Raw genomic sequence first — 18,820 nt, forward strand, 5'->3', positions numbered from 1 at the left:
CGTGCCGGTCGGTCGCGTACGGCGGGAAGGGGGTGGGTCGGGGAGTGTCCGCCCGCAGCGGATGTCGCGACAACAAAGGTTGGCCGTGCGCCCCCTCCACAGCTGTCGCGTCAGACCGAGGACGGAGACCCCCGGCGCGCCCCCGACCCACAACGCACCGGACGCGCCGACCCCCGGACGGCAGCCACCCGCGCCGCCCACTCACAACCAACCGCAGGAGCACCGACCACCGACAACCAACCGCACGCAACCCCACGCCACAACGCACCCCCCCCGCTCAACCGCCGGAGGCACTACGCGTCGTAGACGTCCGCCTTCCGAGGCGAAACATCCTGCACAGCCGTGCTGAGGAACGACGAGCGTGTACCGAACTTCTCGGTGTTCACTCCGTTCTCCTCCAGCACCTTGATCGCGGCCGCATGCACCACCCGCAGCACAGGCGTAGCGGCCCGCAGCGCGTCGTCGGCCATGAACCGGTGCCGCCACGGCTGATCGGCCCAGGCATGGCGCAGCCCGAACGGCTCGGGCAGTGCCATCGACCCGCCGAGCCAGTTCAGCAGTGGCGGATACCAGGTCAGCGGCGCCCGCGCGGCCAGCCGCACCACCTCGTCCGTGTCGACCAGTGGGAGCTTCACCTTCCGGGTCTCCCAGAACCTGATCGACTTCTGGACCTCTTTCTCCTTGGCCGCCGGCTTGGTGGTGAACAGCGAGTGCACCGGACCCAGCGCATGCCCGGTGACCTCGATGCGCAACGTCTGGTGCAGCACGGTCACGTTGATCAGCATGGTGATGATCAACTGCCCGTCCCAGAGCGTCCACTGCACACCCAGGTAGTGCCGGTCCCCGCTCCCGAAGTGCTGCTTGTTGCAGACGTCCTGTATCGCATGGGACTTGATCTGGTATGCCTCGACGTCGGTACCCTCCGGCCGCGCCACGGCACCGGCGTTCTCACCGATCGGTTTCACGACCCAGTGCGTGAGCGAAGGAGTCGGAAAACCACCCGTGTTGAGCGGCCCCCGCTCCAGCATCCGCAACTGGTCGTGCACCGACCGGATGACGTCCCAACTCCTGAACGGATGGATCTCCTTGTCGGGATCGGCCGGCACCAGGTCCTCGGCCAGCTGCCAGCTGCCCCACCGGGTGCCCATGCCGAGTATGCCCTTGGGCCCCGCGTAGAAGACCACGTTGGACCGCTGCTCCGCGCTGAGCCGGGCAAGCTCCTTGCGCAGCTGCTCGGCCTTGCTCTCGCCGGGACTGCCGGGCACCGCCTCGGGGATCTTGGCACCGACACCGCCACCCGACAGTAGGCTGTCCCAGCGATCCCGCAGATCCTTGGCCGTACGCTCGCAGATCTGCTTGGCCCAGAACCAGCCGACCACGGGCAGGATGATGCACGCACGCGCGTACCAGGCCCAGAACCCGGTGAACGGCATCCGCAGCAGGAAGATCACGGCAAGGGCGCCCACGGCGACCAGCAGCGTGGTGGCGAGGGCACCCGCGCGCTTGTCCTCGCGCTTGCCGATCGTCGTCCGGATCTGGAAGACCAGCAGCCACAGCAGCAGCCCTGGCAGGAAGAGCACCCCGCACAGCACCATCACCGCCGAGAGCCAGTTGTCCCGCTCCCTGCGGATGTTGGTCGCCGCCAGGCAGTGCTCCACGATGACCTGCGGCTCGGTGCCGAAGGACTGGATGAGCGGCTTGCGGCCGGCCCCCAGCATCCGGTCCCGCACCGCCAGCGAGAAGGCCTCACCGAGGTTGGGCCGGAAGATCGTCGCCCACTTGCGGCCCTTACTGACCGTGGATTTGTGCCACTCGTTGTTGGCCTTGAGGATCTCCTCGACCTCGTTGTCCCGATAGGCCGCGGACGCCAGGGCGAAGGTCGCCGCCGTCTGTCCGGCCGAGCCCGTGAGCGGGACTTGTGCCCCGGGTGTGAAATCGAATCCTTCGTCCGCCACCGCCGCCGCCCCCATCGCCACAGTTCCGCTGCTGCGGCCCTTCCCGACTTCCGTACTCCGCACACCTGTTGATCAGTTGATCGCCCTGATCACTACACGATCAAACAGAGATCAGGCCACAACCGCGATCAAGTGATCAGCGTATCCGCACCCACCGACATCCGTCGGCGGACAACTCAAGACCCTCACAACCGTCCTCAACCGTCGGCGGACGGCCAAAGCCGTCCGCCGACGGTTGTGGGGAGCCGAACGATCAGTCCGAACCGCCAGTCCGAACCATCAGTTCTCCTTCGCCTGTTCACGGACTTTCTCGGCGACCTGCGGCGGCATCGGCTCATGACGCGCGTACCGCCGGCTGAAGCGCGCGGTGCCGTGGGAGAGCGAGCGCAGATCGACGGCGTACCGCCCGATCTCGATCTCCGGGACCTCGGCCCGGACGAGCGTGCGCCCCCCGTTCGCCTGCTCCGTGCCGACGACCCGGCCGCGCCGCCCGGACAGGTCGCTCATCACGGTGCCCACGTAGTCGTCACCGACCAGCACCGCCACCTCGGCCACCGGTTCGAGCAGATGGATCTTCGCGTCGGCCGCGGCCTCGCGCAGCGCGAGTGCTCCCGCCGTCTGGAACGCGGCATCCGACGAGTCCACGGAGTGCGCCTTGCCGTCGAGGAGCGTCACCCGGACGTCGATGAGCGGGTACCCGGCCGCAACTCCCTTCCCCGCCTGGGCCCTTACGCCCTTCTCGACCGACGGGATGAACTGCCGGGGCACGGCACCGCCGACGACCTTGTCCACGAACTCGATGCCCGAACCGCCGGGCAGCGGTTCCACCTCGATCTCGCAGATCGCGTACTGCCCGTGCCCGCCGGACTGCTTGACGTGCCGGCCGCGCCCCGCGGACTTGTCGGCGAACGTCTCCCGTAGGGAGACCTTGTGCGGGATCACGTCGACCTGGACGCCGTACCGGTTGCGCAGCCGCTCCAGGGCGACGTCCGCGTGGGCCTCGCCCAGGCACCAGAGCACCACTTGGTGGGTGTCCTGGTTCTGCTCCAGCCGCATGGTCGGGTCCTCGGCGACGAGCCGGCCCAGCCCCTGGGAGAGCTTGTCCTCGTCCGCCTTGCTGTGCGCCTGGATGGCGAGCGGCAGCAGCGGGTCGGGCATCTCCCACGGCTCCATGAGCAGCGGGTCGTCCTTGGCCGAAAGGGTGTCCCCGGTCTCCGCGCGGTTCAGCTTCGCCACACACGCCAGATCACCCGCGATGCAGTGCGTGAGGGTCCGCTGCTGCTTCCCGAACGGCGTCGTCAGGGCGCCGATCCGCTCGTCCACGTCATGGTCCTCGTGCCCGCGGTCCGCGAGACCGTGCCCGGAAACGTGCACCGTCTCGTCGGCGCGCAGGGTGCCCGAGAAGACCCGTACGAGCGAGATGCGGCCCACATAGGGGTCACTGGCCGTCTTCACGACCTCCGCGACCAGCGGCCCGCCCGGGTCGCAGGCCTTGATCTCGCGCGGTTTGCCGTCCGGCGTGGTCACCGTGGGCGCCACGGGCTCCAGCGGGGTCGGGAAGCCACCGGTGACCAGTTCGAGGAGCTCGACCGTGCCGAGACCCTGCCGGGAACCCTCGGCCGCGGGGGCGGCGGCCAGCACGGGGAAGAAGATCCCGCGCGCGACGGCCCGCTCCAGGTCCTCCACGAGGGTCTTGACGTCGATCTCCTCGCCGCCGAGATAGCGGTCCATGAGGGTCTCGTCCTCGCTCTCGGCGATGATCCCCTCGATCAGCCGGTTGCGGGCCTCCTCGATGAGCGGCAGCTGGTCGGCCCCCGGCTCGGACTCCTTGCGCTCCCCGGAGGAGTAGTCGAACAGCCGCTGCGGGAGCAGCCCGGTCAGCCCGGTCACGGGCGCGTGCCCGTCCGGCCCCTGCGGGCCGTGCAGCGGCAGGTACAGCGGCAGTACGGCGTCTGGGTCGTCCGCGCCGAAGGCCTCCGCGCAGATCCGGGTCATCTCGTCGAAGTCGGCCCGGGCGGCCTCCAGATGCGTGATGACGATGGCCCGCGGCATGCCGACCGCCGCACACTCCTCCCACACCATCCGCGTCGAGCCGTCCACCCCGTCCGAGGCCGAGACGACGAACAGGGCCGCGTCCGCCGCCCGCAGACCGGCCCTGAGTTCCCCGACGAAGTCGGCGTATCCGGGAGTGTCCAGAAGGTTGATCTTGTACCCGTCCCATTCGACGGGTACCAGGGAGAGCTGCACCGAGCGCTGCTGCCGGTGCTCGATCTCGTCGTAGTCGGAGACGGTGCCGCCGTCCTCCACACGGCCCGCCCGGTTCACCGCTCCCGCCGTCAGCGCGAGAGCCTCCACCAGAGTCGTCTTGCCCGATCCGGAGTGGCCGACCAGCACCACATTCCGTACGGACGCGGGATGGTCGGCCGCCGTAGCCCTGCCGGCGGCTCCGGGGTGTGCGTTCGCCTTGTCGCCCATGATCCTGCCTCCCGTGCACGGTGAGGTCACTGTGGGCGCGGACATGCGGATCCGCGTGCGATGGCGGCTCCGATGACGCCCGCGGTGTCTTCGAGCTTTCCACTCCCGTCACGGTGCGTCCATACGACGGACGCGATCGTGCCCGTAGGTCACCGGTGGCCGGGGACGGGCGGACCGTCCGCGCCGGACTGGGTGGCCCCGTGTGCGGGTGCCCGACCGTCGTACACGCACGCGCGTGGCTACGATGGGCCAGCCGGTGGCCAGCAGGGGCCGCCCGGCGAAACCGACCCTCGGGAAGGCCATGCTGAACAAGTACGCGCGTGCATTCTTCACGCGTGTCCTCACACCGTTCGCCGCGTTTCTCATCCGTCGCGGGGTCAGCCCCGACACGGTCACTCTCCTCGGCACCGCCGGGGTGGTCGCGGGCGCGCTGGTCTTCTACCCCCGGGGCGAGTTCTTCTGGGGCACGATCGTCATCACGTTGTTCGTCTTCTCGGACCTCGTCGACGGCAACATGGCCCGCCAGCTCGGCCGCTCCAGCCGCTGGGGCGCCTTCCTCGACTCCACGCTCGACCGGGTGGCCGACGGCGCGGTCTTCGGCGGATTCGCCCTCTGGTACGCGGGCGGCGGGGACAACAACATCCTGTGCGCCGTCTCGATCTTCTGTCTGGCGAGCGGCCAGGTCGTGTCGTACACCAAGGCCCGCGGCGAGTCGATCGGCCTGCCGGTCGCCGTCAACGGCCTGGTGGAGCGTGCCGAGCGCCTGGTGATCTCGCTGGTCGCGGCCGGACTCGCGGGCTTCGAGACCTTCGGCGTGCCCGGCATCCACGTGCTGCTGCCGATCGCCCTGTGGATCGTCGCCGTCGGCAGTCTCGTCACACTGGTCCAGCGTGTCGTCACGGTACGCAGGGAGGCCGCGGAGGCGGACGCGGCAGCCGAAGCGGACGGTCAGGAGAACGCCTCGCAGCAGAGCAGTGAGGCCGCTCCGTGAGCAGGGTGCGGGAGCGGCTGGCGGACACGCTGTACGGCGTCGGCTGGAGCACCGTCAAGAAGCTCCCGGAGCCCGTCGCCGTGCGCCTCGGCCGGTCCATCGCCGACATCGCCTGGAAGCGGCGCGGCAAGAGCGTACGGCGGCTGGAGAGCAACTACGCGCGCGTGGTGCCCGACGCGACCCCGGAGCGGCTCGCCGCGCTCTCCCGCGCGGGCATGCGCTCGTACCTGCGCTACTGGATGGAGTCCTTCCGCCTCCCCGCGTGGAGCGAGGAGCGCGTCAGGACCGGCTTCGACCCCAAGGACGTCCACCACCTGACCGACGGCCTCGCCTCCGGCAAGGGCGTCATCATCGCGCTGCCGCACCTGGGCAACTGGGACCTCGCGGGCGCCTGGGTCACCACCAAGCTGAAGACACCGTTCACGACGGTCGCCGAGCGCCTGAAGCCCGAGACGCTGTACGACCGCTTCGTCGCCTACCGCGAGGGCCTCGGCATGGAGGTCCTGCCGCACACCGGGGGCAGCGCCTTCGGGACCCTGGCGCGGCGCCTGAGGGACGGCGGCCTTGTGTGCCTGGTGGCCGACCGCGACCTGTCCGCGTCGGGGGTCGAGGTGGAGTTCTTCGGCGACACGGCCCGTATGCCCGCCGGACCGGCCCTCCTCGCCCAGCAGACGGGCGCGCTGCTGCTGCCGGTGACACTCTGGTACGACGACTCGCCCGTGATGCAGGGGCGCGTGCATCCGCCGATCGAGGTACCCGAGTCAGGTACGCGCGCGGAGCAGACGTCTGTCATGACGCAGGCGCTGGCCGACGCCTTCGCCACGGGGATCGCCGACCATCCGGAGGACTGGCACATGCTGCAGCGACTGTGGCTCGCCGACCTGGACCCCGCACGGGCTCCTGACGGGGATCCAGATGGGAATCCTGACGGGGAGACACCGTGAGGATCGGCATCGTCTGCCCGTACTCCTGGGACGTGCCGGGCGGCGTCCAGTTCCACGTCCGTGACCTGGCCGACCACCTCATCGGCCTCGGGCACGAGGTGTCCGTCCTCGCGCCCGCCGACGACGACACACCCCTTCCGCCGTACGTCGTCTCGGCCGGCCGCGCGGTCCCGGTGCCGTACAACGGCTCGGTCGCCCGCCTGAACTTCGGGTTCCTGTCGGCGGCCCGGGTGCGCCGGTGGCTGCACGACGGCACATTCGACGTGATCCACATCCACGAGCCGACCTCGCCGTCGCTGGGCCTGCTGACCTGCTGGGCCGCACAGGGCCCGATCGTCGCCACGTTCCACACGTCCAATCCACGCTCCCGGGCGATGGTCGCCGCGTACGCGATCCTCCAGGCGGCCCTGGAGAAGATCAGCGCGCGGATCGCCGTGAGCGAGTACGCCCGCCGCACCCTCGTGGAACACCTGGGCGGCGACGCGGTCGTCATCCCGAACGGCGTCGACGTCGACTACTTCGTCGGGGCCAAGCCCAACCCCGACTGGCAGGGGGACACGATCGGCTTCATCGGCCGGATCGACGAGCCCCGCAAGGGCCTGCCGGTCCTGATGCGGGCCCTGCCGAAGATCCTCGCCGCACGTCCGGCGACCAGGCTCCTGGTCGCCGGACGCGGCGACGAGAAGGAGGCGGTGGAGTCCCTGCCCGAGGAGATGCGCCCGCGTGTCGAGTTCCTCGGCATGGTCAGCGACGAGGACAAGGCACGGCTGCTGCGCAGCGTCGACCTGTACGTCGCCCCCAACACCGGTGGCGAGAGCTTCGGGATCATCCTGGTCGAGGCGATGTCGGCGGGCGCGCCCGTGCTCGCCTCCGACCTGGACGCCTTCGCGCAGGTACTGGACCAGGGCGCGGCGGGCGAGCTCTTCGCCAACGAGGACGCCGACGCGCTGGCCGCCGCGGCCGTACGGCTCCTCGGCGACCCGGCACGACGGGAGGAACTGCGCGAGCGGGGGAGCGCGCACGTACGGCGCTTCGACTGGTCGACCGTCGGGGCGGACATCCTGTCCGTGTACGAGACGGTCACGGACGGCGCCGCCGCCGTGGCCGCCGACGAGCGGACGGGGCTGCGGGCACGGTTGGGACTGGCACGGGACTGAATGACCACTGACCACTCGCCGCGAGAGCGGCACACGGACATATCGGCTGCCCATGGGGGTTCGTGTTGCGCCCCCGCGCGCGAGGGAGACGGTTCGCTCTTCCAACTCACCGCCCCCGGGCCGCGCGGCGACACGCGTTCCGCGCACGACACGGGGGCGGTGCTCCTGCCGGGCGGGGAGTTCCGGATGGGGGACGCCTTCGACGAGGGCTATCCCGAGGACGCCGAGGGGCCCGTCCGGACCGTCACCGTCGAGCCGTTCCGTATCGGCACGACCGCCGTCACCAACGCCCGGTTCGCCGAGTTCGTGCGCGAGAGCGGGTACCGCACCGAGGCGGAACGGTACGGCAGTTCGTTCGTGTTCCATCTGCTGCTGCACCCACGCGCGCGGGGCGCCGTCCTCGGTGCCGTCGCCGGGGCGCCCTGGTGGCTGGCTGTCGAAGGGGCGTACTGGAACGCGCCCGAGGGTCCCGGTTCGGACGTGGAGGGACGCGAGAACCACCCGGTGGTGCACATCTCGTACCACGACGCGCTCGCGTACTGCGCCTGGGCGGGCGCTCGGCTGCCCACCGAGGCGGAGTGGGAGTACGCGGCCCGAGGGGGCCTGGAGAGCCGCCGCTACCCCTGGGGCGACGATTTCGCGCAGGACCGCATGAACACCTGGCAGGGTGACTTCCCACGGCTCAGCACCCGCCCGGACGGAGCCACGGGCACCGTGCCCGTGGCCGCGTACGAGCCCAACGGCTTCGGCCTGTACAACACCTCGGGCAACGTCTGGGAGTGGTGTGCCGATTCGTTCGCCCCCGGCGACGAACAGCGGGTCATCCGAGGTGGCTCGTATCTGTGCCACGTCTCGTACTGCAACCGGTACCGGGTCGCGGCCCGTTCCAGGAACACGCCGGACTCCTCGACGGGGCACGGCGGGTTCCGGTGCGCGTGGGACGTCACGGGCCAGTGACCCTCTTCCCGGCGGAGCCGAAGGTACCCGGAGCGCGGTAGCCGGGTGCGGGGTGCCACGCGGGTAGCCTTGCCGCCCGTGAGCGCAACCCTCATCTGGATCCTGGTCGGCCTCGTCGTGATCGGCCTCTACCTGAGCTGGACAGCCGGGCGGCTCGACCGGCTGCACGCGCGCATCGACGCCGCCCGTGCGGCCCTCGACGCGCAGTTGCTCCGCCGGGCCTCCGTCGCCCAGGAGCTGGCCACCTCCGGAGTCCTCGACCCGGCCGCCTCGATCGTCCTCTACGAGGCGGCTCACGCGGCCCGGCAGGCCGAGGAGGAGCAGCGTGAGGTCGCCGAGAGCGATCTGAGCCAGGCGCTGCGGGTCGTGTTCGCCGAGGCGCAGCAGGTCGAGGTGGTGCGGGAGGTGCCGGGGGGTGAGGAGGCCACGAAGGAGCTGGCGCAGGCCGTGCGGCGGGTGCCCATGGCCCGGCGCTTCCACAACGACTCCGTACGCGCCGCCCGCGCCCTGCGCCGCCACCGCAAGGTCCGCTGGTTCCACCTCGCCGGCCACGCGCCGTTCCCCATGGCCTTCGAGATGGACGACGAGCCACCGCCGGCACTGGTGGACCGGGCCGGGACGTAAGGGGGCCCGGGGCTGCGCCCAGCAAGGGGCGCGGGGCTCTGACATCATGCGGCTCCGCCGCGTGGGCGCGACCAGCCACACACAACCCGCACCCACCCCACAACCCACACCACCCACCCCCGCCCAACACCCACCCACATACAGCTCACCCGCCCGAACCCCCGGCCCTCAGCGAGGATCCGGGGCCGCAGCCCCCACGCGGGGTCGAAGGGGCGGCGGCCCCTGGAGGATGGGACGGGTAGGGGCGGCAGGGGCGAAGACAACCACCTCGGCCCTGACAGGGCGCGGCTTCGGCCCGGAGCAGTCCCGCACCCTCCTCCGCACCAAAACGAGCCACTGCCTCCCCATTGGCCCTTGCAGTGGCCTGGTTCCCTCACGTTTCCTCAAGGCTTGCAGAAACCCTCTTCCCCGAGTGAGGTCGAACCCGTGTCCAGCACGCTCTCCAACTCCGCCCAGACCCCCGAGACCGGCACCGCGCGCGTGAAGCGCGGCATGGCCGAGCAGCTCAAGGGCGGTGTGATCATGGACGTCGTCACCCCGGAGCAGGCGAAGATCGCCGAGGACGCGGGCGCCGTGGCGGTCATGGCCCTGGAACGGGTCCCGGCGGACATCCGCAAGGACGGCGGCGTGGCCCGCATGTCCGACCCGGACATGATCGAGGGCATCATCGGCGCGGTCTCCATCCCCGTGATGGCCAAGTCCCGCATCGGCCACTTCGTCGAGGCCCAGGTCCTGCAGTCCCTCGGCGTCGACTACATCGACGAGTCCGAGGTCCTCACCCCGGCCGACGAGGTCAACCACTCCGACAAGTGGGCCTTCACCACCCCCTTCGTCTGCGGCGCCACCAACCTCGGCGAGGCCCTGCGCCGAATCGCCGAGGGCGCGGCCATGATCCGCTCCAAGGGCGAGGCCGGCACCGGCAACGTCGTCGAGGCGGTCCGCCACCTGCGCCAGATCAAGAACGAGATCGCCAGGCTGCGCGGCTACGACAACAACGAGCTGTACGCCGCCGCCAAGGACCTGCGCGCCCCGTACGAGCTCGTCAAGGAGGTCGCCGAGCTCGGCAAGCTCCCGGTCGTGCTGTTCTCCGCCGGCGGCGTCGCCACCCCGGCCGACGCCGCCCTGATGCGCCAGCTCGGCGCCGAGGGCGTCTTCGTCGGCTCCGGCATCTTCAAGTCCGGCGACCCGGCCAAGCGCGCCGCCGCCATCGTGAAGGCGACCACCTTCTACGACGACCCGAAGATCATCGCGGACGCGTCCCGCAACCTCGGCGAGGCCATGGTCGGCATCAACTGCGACACCCTCCCGGAGACCGAGCGCTACGCCAACCGCGGCTGGTAATCACTCATGAACACTCCTGTCATAGGCGTCCTGGCCCTCCAGGGCGACGTACGGGAGCACCTCATCGCCCTGGCCGCGGCCGACGCCGTGGCCAGGTCCGTGCGGCGCCCCGAAGAACTCGCCGAGGTGGACGGCCTCGTCATCCCCGGCGGCGAGTCCACGACCATCTCCAAGCTGGCCGTCCTCTTCGGCGTGATGGACCCGCTCCGCGCGCGCGTGCGGGACGGCATGCCCGTCTACGGCACCTGCGCCGGCATGATCATGCTCGCCGACAAGATCCTCGACCCGCGCTCGGGCCAGGAGACCATCGGCGGCATCGACATGATCGTGCGCCGCAACGCCTTCGGACGGCAGAACGAATCCTTCGAAGCGGCGGTCGACGTCAGGGGAATCGAGGGCGATCCTGTAGAGGGCGTCTTCATCCGCGCCCCCTGGGTCGAATCCGTGGGCGCGGAGACCGAGGTGCTCGCCGAGCACGAGGGCCACATCGTCGCCGTACGCCAGGGCAACGCGCTCGCCACGTCGTTCCACCCGGAGCTGACCGGCGACCACCGGTTGCACGCCCTGTTCGTCGAGATGGTGAGCGCGAACCGGACAGTGGAGTCCTTGTAGGATCTCTGGCGTTCGTACAGAGACGGGTTACGCGAAGGAGACAGGCAGATGTCCGGCCACTCTAAATGGGCCACGACGAAGCACAAGAAGGCCGTGATCGACGCCAAGCGCGGCAAGCTCTTCGCGAAGCTGATCAAGAACATCGAGGTCGCGGCGCGCATGGGCGGCGTGGACCTGGACGGCAATCCGACGCTGTATGACGCCGTGCAGAAGGCGAAGAAGTCGTCGGTTCCGAACAAGAACATCGACTCCGCGATCAAGCGTGGTGGCGGTCTCGAAGCCGGTGGCGCCGACTACGAGACGATCATGTACGAGGGCTACGGCCCCAACGGCGTCGCGGTCCTCATCGAGTGCCTCACGGACAACCGCAACCGCGCCGCCTCCGACGTGCGCGTCGCCATGACCCGCAACGGCGGCTCCATGGCCGACCCGGGCTCCGTCTCGTACCTCTTCAACCGCAAGGGCGTTGTCATCGTCCCCAAGGGCGAGCTGACCGAGGACGACGTCCTGGGCGCCGTGCTCGACGCGGGCGCCGAGGAGGTCAACGACCTTGGCGAGTCCTTCGAGGTGCTCAGCGAGGCCACCGACCTGGTCGCGGTCCGCACCGCCCTCCAGGACGCCGGCATCGACTACGACTCCGCCGATGCCAACTTCGTCCCGACCATGCAGGTCGAGCTGGACGAGGAGGGCGCCAAGAAGATCTTCAAGCTCATCGACGCCCTGGAAGACAGCGACGACGTGCAGAATGTCTTCGCCAACTTCGACGTGAGCGACGAGATCATGGAGAAGGCCGACGCGTAGACGCTGCCGCGTATGCCGCAGGTTTCGGCGGGCCGGTGGGACACGTTCCACCGGCCCGCCGCTGTTGTCGGTGGCAGCGGATAGCCTGGCGATAGTCAAAGATCACCGTCCATGGACCGCAACCGACAATTGAGCAACCCCGGCGGTGCTCAGCCAGGTCCGCGAGAGCGGCGGCGGTTCAGCCGCAAAGAGGGGAGGGGCGGGGTGCGCGTACTCGGTGTGGACCCGGGACTGACCCGGTGCGGTGTCGGCGTCGTCGACGGCGTTCCCGGGCGGCCGCTCACGATGCTCGGCGTCGGCGTCGTCCGTACGCCCGTGGACGCCGAGTTGGGGCGGCGCCTCGTCGCCATCGAGCAGGGCATCGAACAGTGGCTGGACGAGCACAAGCCCGAATTCGTCGCCGTGGAGCGGGTGTTCAGCCAGCACAACGTCCGTACGGTGATGGGCACGGCCCAGGCCAGCGCCATCGCCACGCTCTGCGCCGCCCGCCGCGGCATCCCCGTCGCGTTGCACACCCCCAGCGAGGTCAAGGCCTCCGTCACCGGCAACGGCCGCGCGGACAAGGCCCAGGTCGGTGCGATGGTCACCCGCCTGCTGCGGCTCGACGCGCCCCCCAAGCCCGCCGACGCGGCCGACGCCCTTGCGCTCGCCATCTGCCACATCTGGCGCGCCCCCGCCCAGAACCGACTCCAGCAGGCCGTCGCCCTGCACGCATCGAAAGGCCGTACGGCATGATCGCCTTCGTCAGCGGCCCGGTCGCCGCCCTCGCCCCCGACTCCGCGGTGGTCGAAGTGGGCGGGATCGGCATCGCGGTCCAGTGCACGCCCAACACGCTGTCCGGACTGCGCATGGGCCAGCAGGCCAAGCTCGCCACCTCCCTGGTCGTACGGGAGGACTCACTGACCCTGTACGGCTTCGTGGACGACGACGAGCGCCAGGTCTTCGAGCTGCTGCAGACCGCGAGCGGAGTGGGCCCGCGGCTCGCCCAGGCGATGCTCGCCGTGCACAGCCCGGACGCGCTGCGCCGCGCGGTGGCGACCGGCGACGAGAAGGCACTCACCGCCGTCCCCGGCATCGGCAAGAAGGGCGCCCAGAAGCTCCTTCTGGAGCTCAAGGACCGCCTCGGCGAGCCGATCGGCGCCCCCGCGGTCGGCAGGCCGGTCACCAGCGGCTGGCACGACCAGCTGCACGCCGCGCTCATCGGCCTCGGGTACGCCTCCCGGGAGGCCGACGAGGCGGTCGCCGCCGTGACCCCGCAGGCCGAGGCCTCCGAGGGCGCGCCCCAGGTGGGCGTGCTCCTCAAGGCCGCCCTGCAGACCCTCAACAGAGCGCGCTGACCGAAGGGACTCACAGATGGGCCGGAAACAGCCCCTCCAAGGGCCCCGGGCACGACCCATCCGACCGCGACCCGCGAGACACAGCCCATGCTGTGCTATCCGGGGGACGCAGCGCCTGACAGCGGCATCCGGCCGCGGGCCGGACCCCCGGCCGACCGATGCACCCGGCACGCCCTGCTAGGAGAACTTCAGTGAACTGGGACGACACGACCGACGGCGGAGCCGCCGAGCGGCTCGGCGGCTCCGCCGCGGAGCGGCTGGTGGATTCTGTCGCCGACGGTGAGGACCAGGCCGTCGAGGCGGCCCTGCGCCCCAAGGACCTGGACGAGTTCATCGGACAAGAGAAGGTCCGCGAGCAGCTCGACCTCGTCCTGCGGGCGGCACGCGCGCGTGGAGCCACCGCCGACCATGTGCTGCTCTCCGGCGCCCCGGGCCTCGGCAAGACCACCCTCTCCATGATCATCGCGGCCGAGATGGGCGCCCCCATCCGCATCACCAGCGGCCCCGCCATCCAGCACGCCGGTGACCTCGCGGCGATCCTGTCCTCCCTCCAGGAGGGCGAGGTCCTCTTCCTCGACGAGATCCACCGCATGTCACGGCCCGCCGAGGAGATGCTCTACATGGCGATGGAGGACTTCCGCGTCGACGTCATCGTCGGCAAGGGCCCGGGCGCCACCGCCATCCCGCTGGAGCTGCCCCCGTTCACCCTGGTCGGCGCCACCACGCGCGCGGGACTGCTGCCGCCGCCGCTGCGCGACCGTTTCGGCTTCACCGCGCACATGGAGTTCTACGAGCCCCCCGAGCTGGAGCGCGTCATCCACCGCTCGGCGCACCTCCTCGACGTCACGATCGACTCCGACGGCGCCGCCGAGATCGCCGGCCGCTCCCGGGGCACGCCCCGTATCGCCAACCGTCTGCTGCGCCGCGTACGGGACTACGCGCAGGTCAAGGCCGACGGGGTGATCAACCGGGACATCGCCGGGGCCGCCCTCGCCGTCTACGAGGTCGACGCCCGTGGTCTCGACCGCCTGGACCGTGCCGTACTTCAGGCCCTGCTCAAGCTCTTCGGCGGCGGCCCGGTGGGCCTGTCCACACTCGCCGTCGCGGTGGGGGAGGAGCGCGAGACCGTCGAGGAGGTCGCCGAGCCCTTCCTCGTCCGCGAGGGCCTGCTCGCCCGTACCCCGCGCGGCCGCGTCGCCACCCCCGCCGCCTGGGCGCATCTCGGCCTCACCCCGCCCCGAGGGGCAGCCGGGGGAAACGGACAACAGGACCTGTTCGGGGCGTGACGGCGCGGGGTATTGGCCGGGTCAGGAACCCGGGTGCGATGCTGAGCGTTGTTCCATGCGCGCGGACTCGCTTAGACTCCGCCGATGCCGCCTTTGTCGGCGGCACCTCATACCCCCATCCATCAGGCCGCTCACCATCGCGGTCGTGTGAAGGAAGTTCCGACCCGTGAGTCTCGTGACCCTCCTCCCGTTCATCGTGCTCATCGGGGCCATGTTCCTGATGACCCGGTCGGCCAAGAAGAAGCAGCAGCAGGCTGCGGACATGCGGAACCAGATGCAGCCCGGTTCCGGCGTCCGCACGATCGGGGGCATGTACGCGACGGTCAAGGAGGTCAGCGAGGACACGGTCCTCGTCGACGCCGGGCCGGGCGTGGAACTGCTCTTCGCGAAGAACGCGATCGGCGCCGTCCTCTCCGACGACGAGTACAACCGCATCGTCCACGGCATTGAGCACGACCTGAAGTCCGACGTCGTGCCGGACGACGCTTCCTCCCTCACCGAGACCGACGAGCCCTCCGACGACGCTTCCGCCGCTTCCGACGACAAGCGCCTCGACCTCGGCAAGAAGGACGCGGACGACGACGCGACCGACGAGCCCGCCGAGGCGAAGGACGCCGACGAGGCAGAGCTGAAGAAGACCGACGGCGAGTCCGACGCGAAGTAGTCACGGCCCGGGGAGCGGGGTGCGATCCACTCGCGCCCCGCGACACCCGGGACGTGCCGTTCTCGCTCGGAGTCCCGACACCATGTCATGGCCGTCCGCGCGCCCGACCGGCGCGGGGACGGCCCGAGAGGGAGTTACGAGAAGGTGGCAGCACCGAAGAAGGGTCGAAGCGCGAGCGCCCAGGGCAAGCCCGGGCGCACGCTGGTCTTCATCCTGATCGCCATCGTGGCGCTCACCGGGGGGATGTTCGCCTCTGGACACACCACTCCACGGCTCGGCATCGACCTCGCCGGTGGTACGAGCATCACCCTGACAGCGGTCAGCGAGCCGGGCCAGCCCAACGCGATCAACAAGACCAACATGGACACCGCGGTCTCCATCATGGAGCGCCGTGTCAACGGTCTTGGTGTCCAGGAGGCCGAGGTCCAGACCCAGGGCCGAGAAAACATCATCGTCAACATTCCCAAGGGAACGAACTCCGAGCAGGCCCGGGACCAGGTCGGTACCACCGCCAAGCTTTACTTCCGTCCGCTGCTGCAGAGCGCGGTCTCCGGCGCCGATGAGGCCGCCCCCAGCGCGAGTCCCAGTCCCAGCGGCTCGCCGAGCGCCTCCGAGTCCGCCGACGAGAACGGTGACAAGGACGAGGCTGCCTCCTCGGAGTCACCGGCGCCGTCCACCAGCGCCACCACGCAGGGCCGGGCGGTCACCGACGCACTGAAGGCCGATCCCACGCCGTCCGCGAGCGCCTCCGCCGACGCCGAGGACGAGAGCACCGGCTCCGACGACGAGAGCAGCAAGCTCCAGGAGGAGTTCGCCAAGCTCGACTGCAGTGACGAGACACAGCGGGCTGAAGCGGGCAAGGGCGCCAAGCCCACCGAAGCCACGGTCGCGTGCGGTGAGGACAACGGGCTCTGGACGAAGTTCGTGCTCGGTCCGGTCGCCGTCGACGGCACTGAGATCGACGATGCCGAGGCGGTCTTCGACTCGCTGTCCGCTGCGGGCTGGAAGGTCCAGATGGACTTCAACTCCAGCGGAGGCAAGAAGTTCGCCGACATCACCGGCCAGCTGGCCCAGAACCCCTCGCCGCAGAACCAGTTCGCCATCGTCCTCGACGACCAGGTCGTCTCCCACCCCGAGGTGAACACGACCATCACCGGTGGCAAAGCCGAGATCTCCGGCAACTTCACCCAGGAGGAGGCTCAGAACCTCGCCAACATGCTGTCGTACGGCGCGCTCCCAATCTCCTTCAACGAGTCGAGCGTCACTACGGTGACCGCCGCGCTCGGCGGTGAGCAGCTGCAGGCCGGTCTGATCGCCGGTGCGATCGGCCTCGCCCTGGTCGTGCTCTACCTGCTGGTCTACTACCGCGGCCTGTCGTTCGTCGCCATCGTCTCGCTGCTGATCTCCGGTGTCCTGACCTACGCGATCATGTCGCTGCTCGGTCCGGCCATCGGCTTCGCGCTGAACCTGCCGGCCGTCTGCGGTGCGATCGTCGCGATCGGTATCACGGCGGACTCGTTCATCGTGTACTTCGAACGCGTCCGGGACGAGATCCGGGAAGGCCGCACCTTGCGCCCCGCCGTCGAGCGGGCCTGGCCGCGTGCCCGGCGCACCATCCTGGTCTCCGACTTCGTGTCGTTCCTCGCCGCCGCGGTGCTCTTCGTGGTTTCCGTCGGCAAGGTCCAGGGCTTCGCGTTCACGCTGGGCCTCACCACCCTGCTCGACGTGGTCGTCGTCTTCCTGTTCACCAAGCCGCTGCTGACGATCCTCGCCCGGAAGAAGTTCTTTGCCAACGGCCACCGCTGGTCTGGCTTCGATCCGAAGAGCCTGGGCGTCGAGCCCCCGCTGCGCCGTACCCGCCGTCCCGCCGTCCCCGTCGAACCGAAGGAGGCGTGAGATGTCGAAGCTCGGCAACCTCGGCGCCCGGCTCCACCGCGGCGAGGTCGGCTACGACTTCGTCGGCAACCGCAAGCTCTGGTACGGCGTCTCCATCCTGATCACCATCCTGGCCATCGTGGGCCTCGCGGTCCGCGGCCTGAATATGGGCATCGAGTTCCAGGGTGGTGCGGTCTTCACCACCCCGGAGACCAGAGTGTCGGTCGCCCAGGCCGAGGAGTACGCGGAAGAGGCCTCCGGCCACGACGCGATCGTCCAGAAGCTCGGCAACGGCAGCCTGCGCATCCAGATCGCCGGCACCGACACCGCCAAGTCCGACCAGATCAAGGAAGAGCTCGCCAGGGACCTGAAGGTCGACGCGGAGAAGATCAACGCCGACCTGGTCGGCCCCAGCTGGGGTGAGCAGATCGCCAACAAGGCCTGGCAGGGCCTCGGTATCTTCCTGGTTCTCGTCGTGATCTATCTGGCGATCGCGTTCGAGTGGCGCATGGCGCTCGCCGCGTTCGTCGCCCTGATCCACGACATCACCATTACGGTCGGCATCTACGCCCTCGTCGGCTTCGAGGTGACGCCGGGTACGGTGATCGGTCTGCTGACGATCCTCGGTTACTCGCTCTACGACACGGTCGTCGTCTTCGACAGCCTCAAGGAGCAGACGAAGGACCTCACCAAGCAGACCCGCTGGACGTACAGCGAGATCGCCAACCGCTCGATCAACAGCACCCTGGTGCGCTCCATCAACACCACAGTAGTTGCACTGCTGCCGGTCGCCGGCCTGCTGTTCATCGGCGGCGGTGTCCTCGGCGCGGGCATGCTCAACGACATCTCGCTGTCGCTGTTCGTCGGCCTCGCGGCCGGTGCGTACTCCTCGATCTTCATCGCCACGCCGCTCGTCGCCGACCTCAAGGAGCGCGACCCGCAGATGAAGGCCCTCAAGAAGCGCGTACTCGCCAAGCGGGCCCAGCCCGCCCCCCAGGGCGAGACCGCCGGTGCTACCACTGCCGAGGGGTACGACGACGAGCCGGAGGACGCGACCCCCGCCGTCGTCGGCCCGCGCAGCCAGCCCGCGTCCCGTAACCGGGGCCGTGGCCGACCCTCCGGGAAGCGCCGATGACCGGCGTCAGGGAGCTGCTGCTCAGCCGCATCCGCGATGTCCCCGACTACCCGGAACCGGGTGTGATGTTCAAGGACATCACCCCGCTGCTGGCCGACCCGGCGGCGTTCACCGCGCTGACCGACGCGCTGGCCGAACTCACCGTCCGCCAGGGCGCCACGAAGATCGTCGGCCTGGAGGCCCGCGGCTTCATCCTCGGCGCACCGGTCGCGGTCCGCGCCGGGGTCGGCTTCATCCCCGTACGCAAGGCGGGCAAGCTCCCCGGAGCGACCCTGAGCCAGGCGTACGACCTGGAGTACGGCTCCGCGGAGATCGAGGTGCACGCCGAGGACCTGCGTGCGGATGACCGCGTCATGGTGATCGACGACGTCCTCGCCACAGGCGGCACTGCCGAGGCATCCGTAAGACTGATACGGCGCGCTGGTGCGGAGGTCGTCGGTATCGGGGTCCTCATGGAGCTCGGATTCCTCGGTGGCCGTCGCCGTCTCCAATCCACTTTGAATGGGACGCTGTTGGAGGCGCTGCTCACGGTTTGAAACGATTCTTGAGGCAGTGAGGCGTGGGGGGCGGGGGCACCACCCCGGGCGCCCGCGGGAAGTTTGTGATAATGGTGTTGGAGAGTAATTAATAGAAAAAAGAGATGAAGAAGCTATAGAACTGGGTGTG

At 69.8% G+C, this 18,820-nt stretch carries 17 protein-coding genes; 15 read left to right on the forward strand and 2 right to left on the reverse strand.

Annotated features, from left to right (window positions below):
* Positions 1–293: 293 nt before the first annotated feature.
* The gene (locus ACWD3C_RS22895; protein WP_451146682.1) at positions 294–1,970 is read right to left on the reverse strand and encodes a hypothetical protein; all 1,677 of its coding nucleotides are present in this window, start codon (positions 1,968–1,970) and stop codon (positions 294–296) included.
* A gap of 264 nt (positions 1,971–2,234) precedes the next feature.
* Positions 2,235–4,430 carry an elongation factor G-like protein EF-G2 gene (locus tag ACWD3C_RS22900; RefSeq protein WP_451146684.1) on the reverse strand — a complete coding sequence of 732 codons (2,196 nt, stop codon included), beginning with the start codon at positions 4,428–4,430 and terminating at the stop codon, positions 2,235–2,237.
* A 244-nt stretch (positions 4,431–4,674) separates the two neighbouring features.
* Between ACWD3C_RS22900 and pgsA the strand changes: the two genes are divergently transcribed.
* The 15 genes from pgsA (at position 4,675) to ACWD3C_RS22975 (ending at position 18,690) form a co-directional block, all read left to right on the forward strand.
* Positions 4,675–5,421 carry a phosphatidylinositol phosphate synthase gene (gene pgsA / locus ACWD3C_RS22905; RefSeq protein WP_451146722.1) on the forward strand — a complete coding sequence of 249 codons (747 nt, stop codon included), beginning with the start codon at positions 4,675–4,677 and terminating at the stop codon, positions 5,419–5,421.
* Complete coding sequence (locus ACWD3C_RS22910; RefSeq protein ID WP_451146686.1) at positions 5,418–6,365, forward strand: phosphatidylinositol mannoside acyltransferase; 948 nt, start codon at positions 5,418–5,420, stop codon at positions 6,363–6,365. Before pgsA ends, ACWD3C_RS22910 begins: the two co-directional genes overlap by 4 nt.
* Positions 6,362–7,522 (forward strand): glycosyltransferase family 4 protein, encoded by a 1,161-nt coding sequence (locus tag ACWD3C_RS22915; RefSeq protein ID WP_451146688.1) that lies wholly within the window; start codon positions 6,362–6,364, stop codon positions 7,520–7,522. The genes ACWD3C_RS22910 and ACWD3C_RS22915 overlap by 4 nt, the downstream gene beginning before the upstream one ends.
* The gene (locus ACWD3C_RS22920; RefSeq protein WP_451146690.1) at positions 7,523–8,479 is read left to right on the forward strand and encodes a formylglycine-generating enzyme family protein; all 957 of its coding nucleotides are present in this window, start codon (positions 7,523–7,525) and stop codon (positions 8,477–8,479) included.
* Between the two features lie 78 nt (positions 8,480–8,557).
* On the forward strand, positions 8,558–9,103 hold the full coding sequence (locus ACWD3C_RS22925) for a hypothetical protein (RefSeq protein WP_451146692.1): 546 nt from the start codon (positions 8,558–8,560) through the stop codon (positions 9,101–9,103).
* 426 nt (positions 9,104–9,529) lie between these two features.
* The gene (pdxS, locus tag ACWD3C_RS22930; RefSeq protein WP_451146694.1) at positions 9,530–10,444 is read left to right on the forward strand and encodes a pyridoxal 5'-phosphate synthase lyase subunit PdxS; all 915 of its coding nucleotides are present in this window, start codon (positions 9,530–9,532) and stop codon (positions 10,442–10,444) included.
* Positions 10,445–10,450: 6 nt separating this feature from the next.
* On the forward strand, positions 10,451–11,056 hold the full coding sequence (gene pdxT / locus ACWD3C_RS22935) for a pyridoxal 5'-phosphate synthase glutaminase subunit PdxT (RefSeq protein WP_451146696.1): 606 nt from the start codon (positions 10,451–10,453) through the stop codon (positions 11,054–11,056).
* A 48-nt stretch (positions 11,057–11,104) separates the two neighbouring features.
* Positions 11,105–11,857, forward strand: coding sequence for a YebC/PmpR family DNA-binding transcriptional regulator (locus ACWD3C_RS22940; RefSeq protein ID WP_451146698.1), 753 nt, complete (start codon positions 11,105–11,107; stop codon positions 11,855–11,857).
* Positions 11,858–12,061: 204 nt separating this feature from the next.
* Positions 12,062–12,592 (forward strand): crossover junction endodeoxyribonuclease RuvC, encoded by a 531-nt coding sequence (gene ruvC, locus ACWD3C_RS22945; RefSeq protein WP_451146702.1) that lies wholly within the window; start codon positions 12,062–12,064, stop codon positions 12,590–12,592.
* Positions 12,589–13,194: a Holliday junction branch migration protein RuvA gene (ruvA, locus tag ACWD3C_RS22950; protein ID WP_451146704.1), complete on the forward strand. Its 606-nt coding sequence runs from the start codon at positions 12,589–12,591 to the stop codon at positions 13,192–13,194. The genes ruvC and ruvA overlap by 4 nt, the downstream gene beginning before the upstream one ends.
* A 191-nt stretch (positions 13,195–13,385) precedes the next feature.
* Positions 13,386–14,480, forward strand: a complete 1,095-nt coding sequence (gene ruvB / locus ACWD3C_RS22955) for a Holliday junction branch migration DNA helicase RuvB (protein ID WP_451146706.1) — start codon at positions 13,386–13,388, stop codon at positions 14,478–14,480.
* A 166-nt stretch (positions 14,481–14,646) separates the two neighbouring features.
* Positions 14,647–15,144 (forward strand): preprotein translocase subunit YajC, encoded by a 498-nt coding sequence (gene yajC / locus ACWD3C_RS22960; protein ID WP_451146708.1) that lies wholly within the window; start codon positions 14,647–14,649, stop codon positions 15,142–15,144.
* 144 nt (positions 15,145–15,288) lie between these two features.
* Positions 15,289–17,040 carry a protein translocase subunit SecD gene (secD, locus tag ACWD3C_RS22965; protein ID WP_451146710.1) on the forward strand — a complete coding sequence of 584 codons (1,752 nt, stop codon included), beginning with the start codon at positions 15,289–15,291 and terminating at the stop codon, positions 17,038–17,040.
* Between the two features lies 1 nt (position 17,041).
* A complete protein-coding gene (gene secF, locus ACWD3C_RS22970; RefSeq protein ID WP_451146712.1) occupies positions 17,042–18,154 on the forward strand; it encodes a protein translocase subunit SecF in 1,113 nt (370 codons plus the stop codon).
* The gene (locus ACWD3C_RS22975) at positions 18,151–18,690 is read left to right on the forward strand and encodes an adenine phosphoribosyltransferase (RefSeq protein WP_451146714.1); all 540 of its coding nucleotides are present in this window, start codon (positions 18,151–18,153) and stop codon (positions 18,688–18,690) included. The genes secF and ACWD3C_RS22975 overlap by 4 nt, the downstream gene beginning before the upstream one ends.
* Positions 18,691–18,820: the final 130 nt, after the last annotated feature.

This window comes from Streptomyces sp. NPDC002845, from assembly GCF_053591955.1.

Bases quoted from the DNA above. Each gene is read 5' to 3' on its own strand.
- pgsA (WP_451146722.1), top strand. From the start codon at position 4,675: ATGGGCCAGCCGGTGGCCAGCAGGGGCCGCCCGGCGAAACCGACCCTC.
- ACWD3C_RS22920 (WP_451146690.1), top strand. From the start codon at position 7,523: ATGACCACTGACCACTCGCCGCGAGAGCGGCACACGGACATATCGGCT.
- ACWD3C_RS22940 (WP_451146698.1), top strand. From the start codon at position 11,105: ATGTCCGGCCACTCTAAATGGGCCACGACGAAGCACAAGAAGGCCGTG.
- ACWD3C_RS22900 (WP_451146684.1), bottom strand. From the start codon at position 4,430: ATGGGCGACAAGGCGAACGCACACCCCGGAGCCGCCGGCAGGGCTACG.
- secF (WP_451146712.1), top strand. From the start codon at position 17,042: ATGTCGAAGCTCGGCAACCTCGGCGCCCGGCTCCACCGCGGCGAGGTC.
- ruvA (WP_451146704.1), top strand. From the start codon at position 12,589: ATGATCGCCTTCGTCAGCGGCCCGGTCGCCGCCCTCGCCCCCGACTCC.
- pdxT (WP_451146696.1), top strand. From the start codon at position 10,451: ATGAACACTCCTGTCATAGGCGTCCTGGCCCTCCAGGGCGACGTACGG.
- ACWD3C_RS22975 (WP_451146714.1), top strand. From the start codon at position 18,151: ATGACCGGCGTCAGGGAGCTGCTGCTCAGCCGCATCCGCGATGTCCCC.
- ACWD3C_RS22895 (WP_451146682.1), bottom strand. From the start codon at position 1,970: ATGGGGGCGGCGGCGGTGGCGGACGAAGGATTCGATTTCACACCCGGG.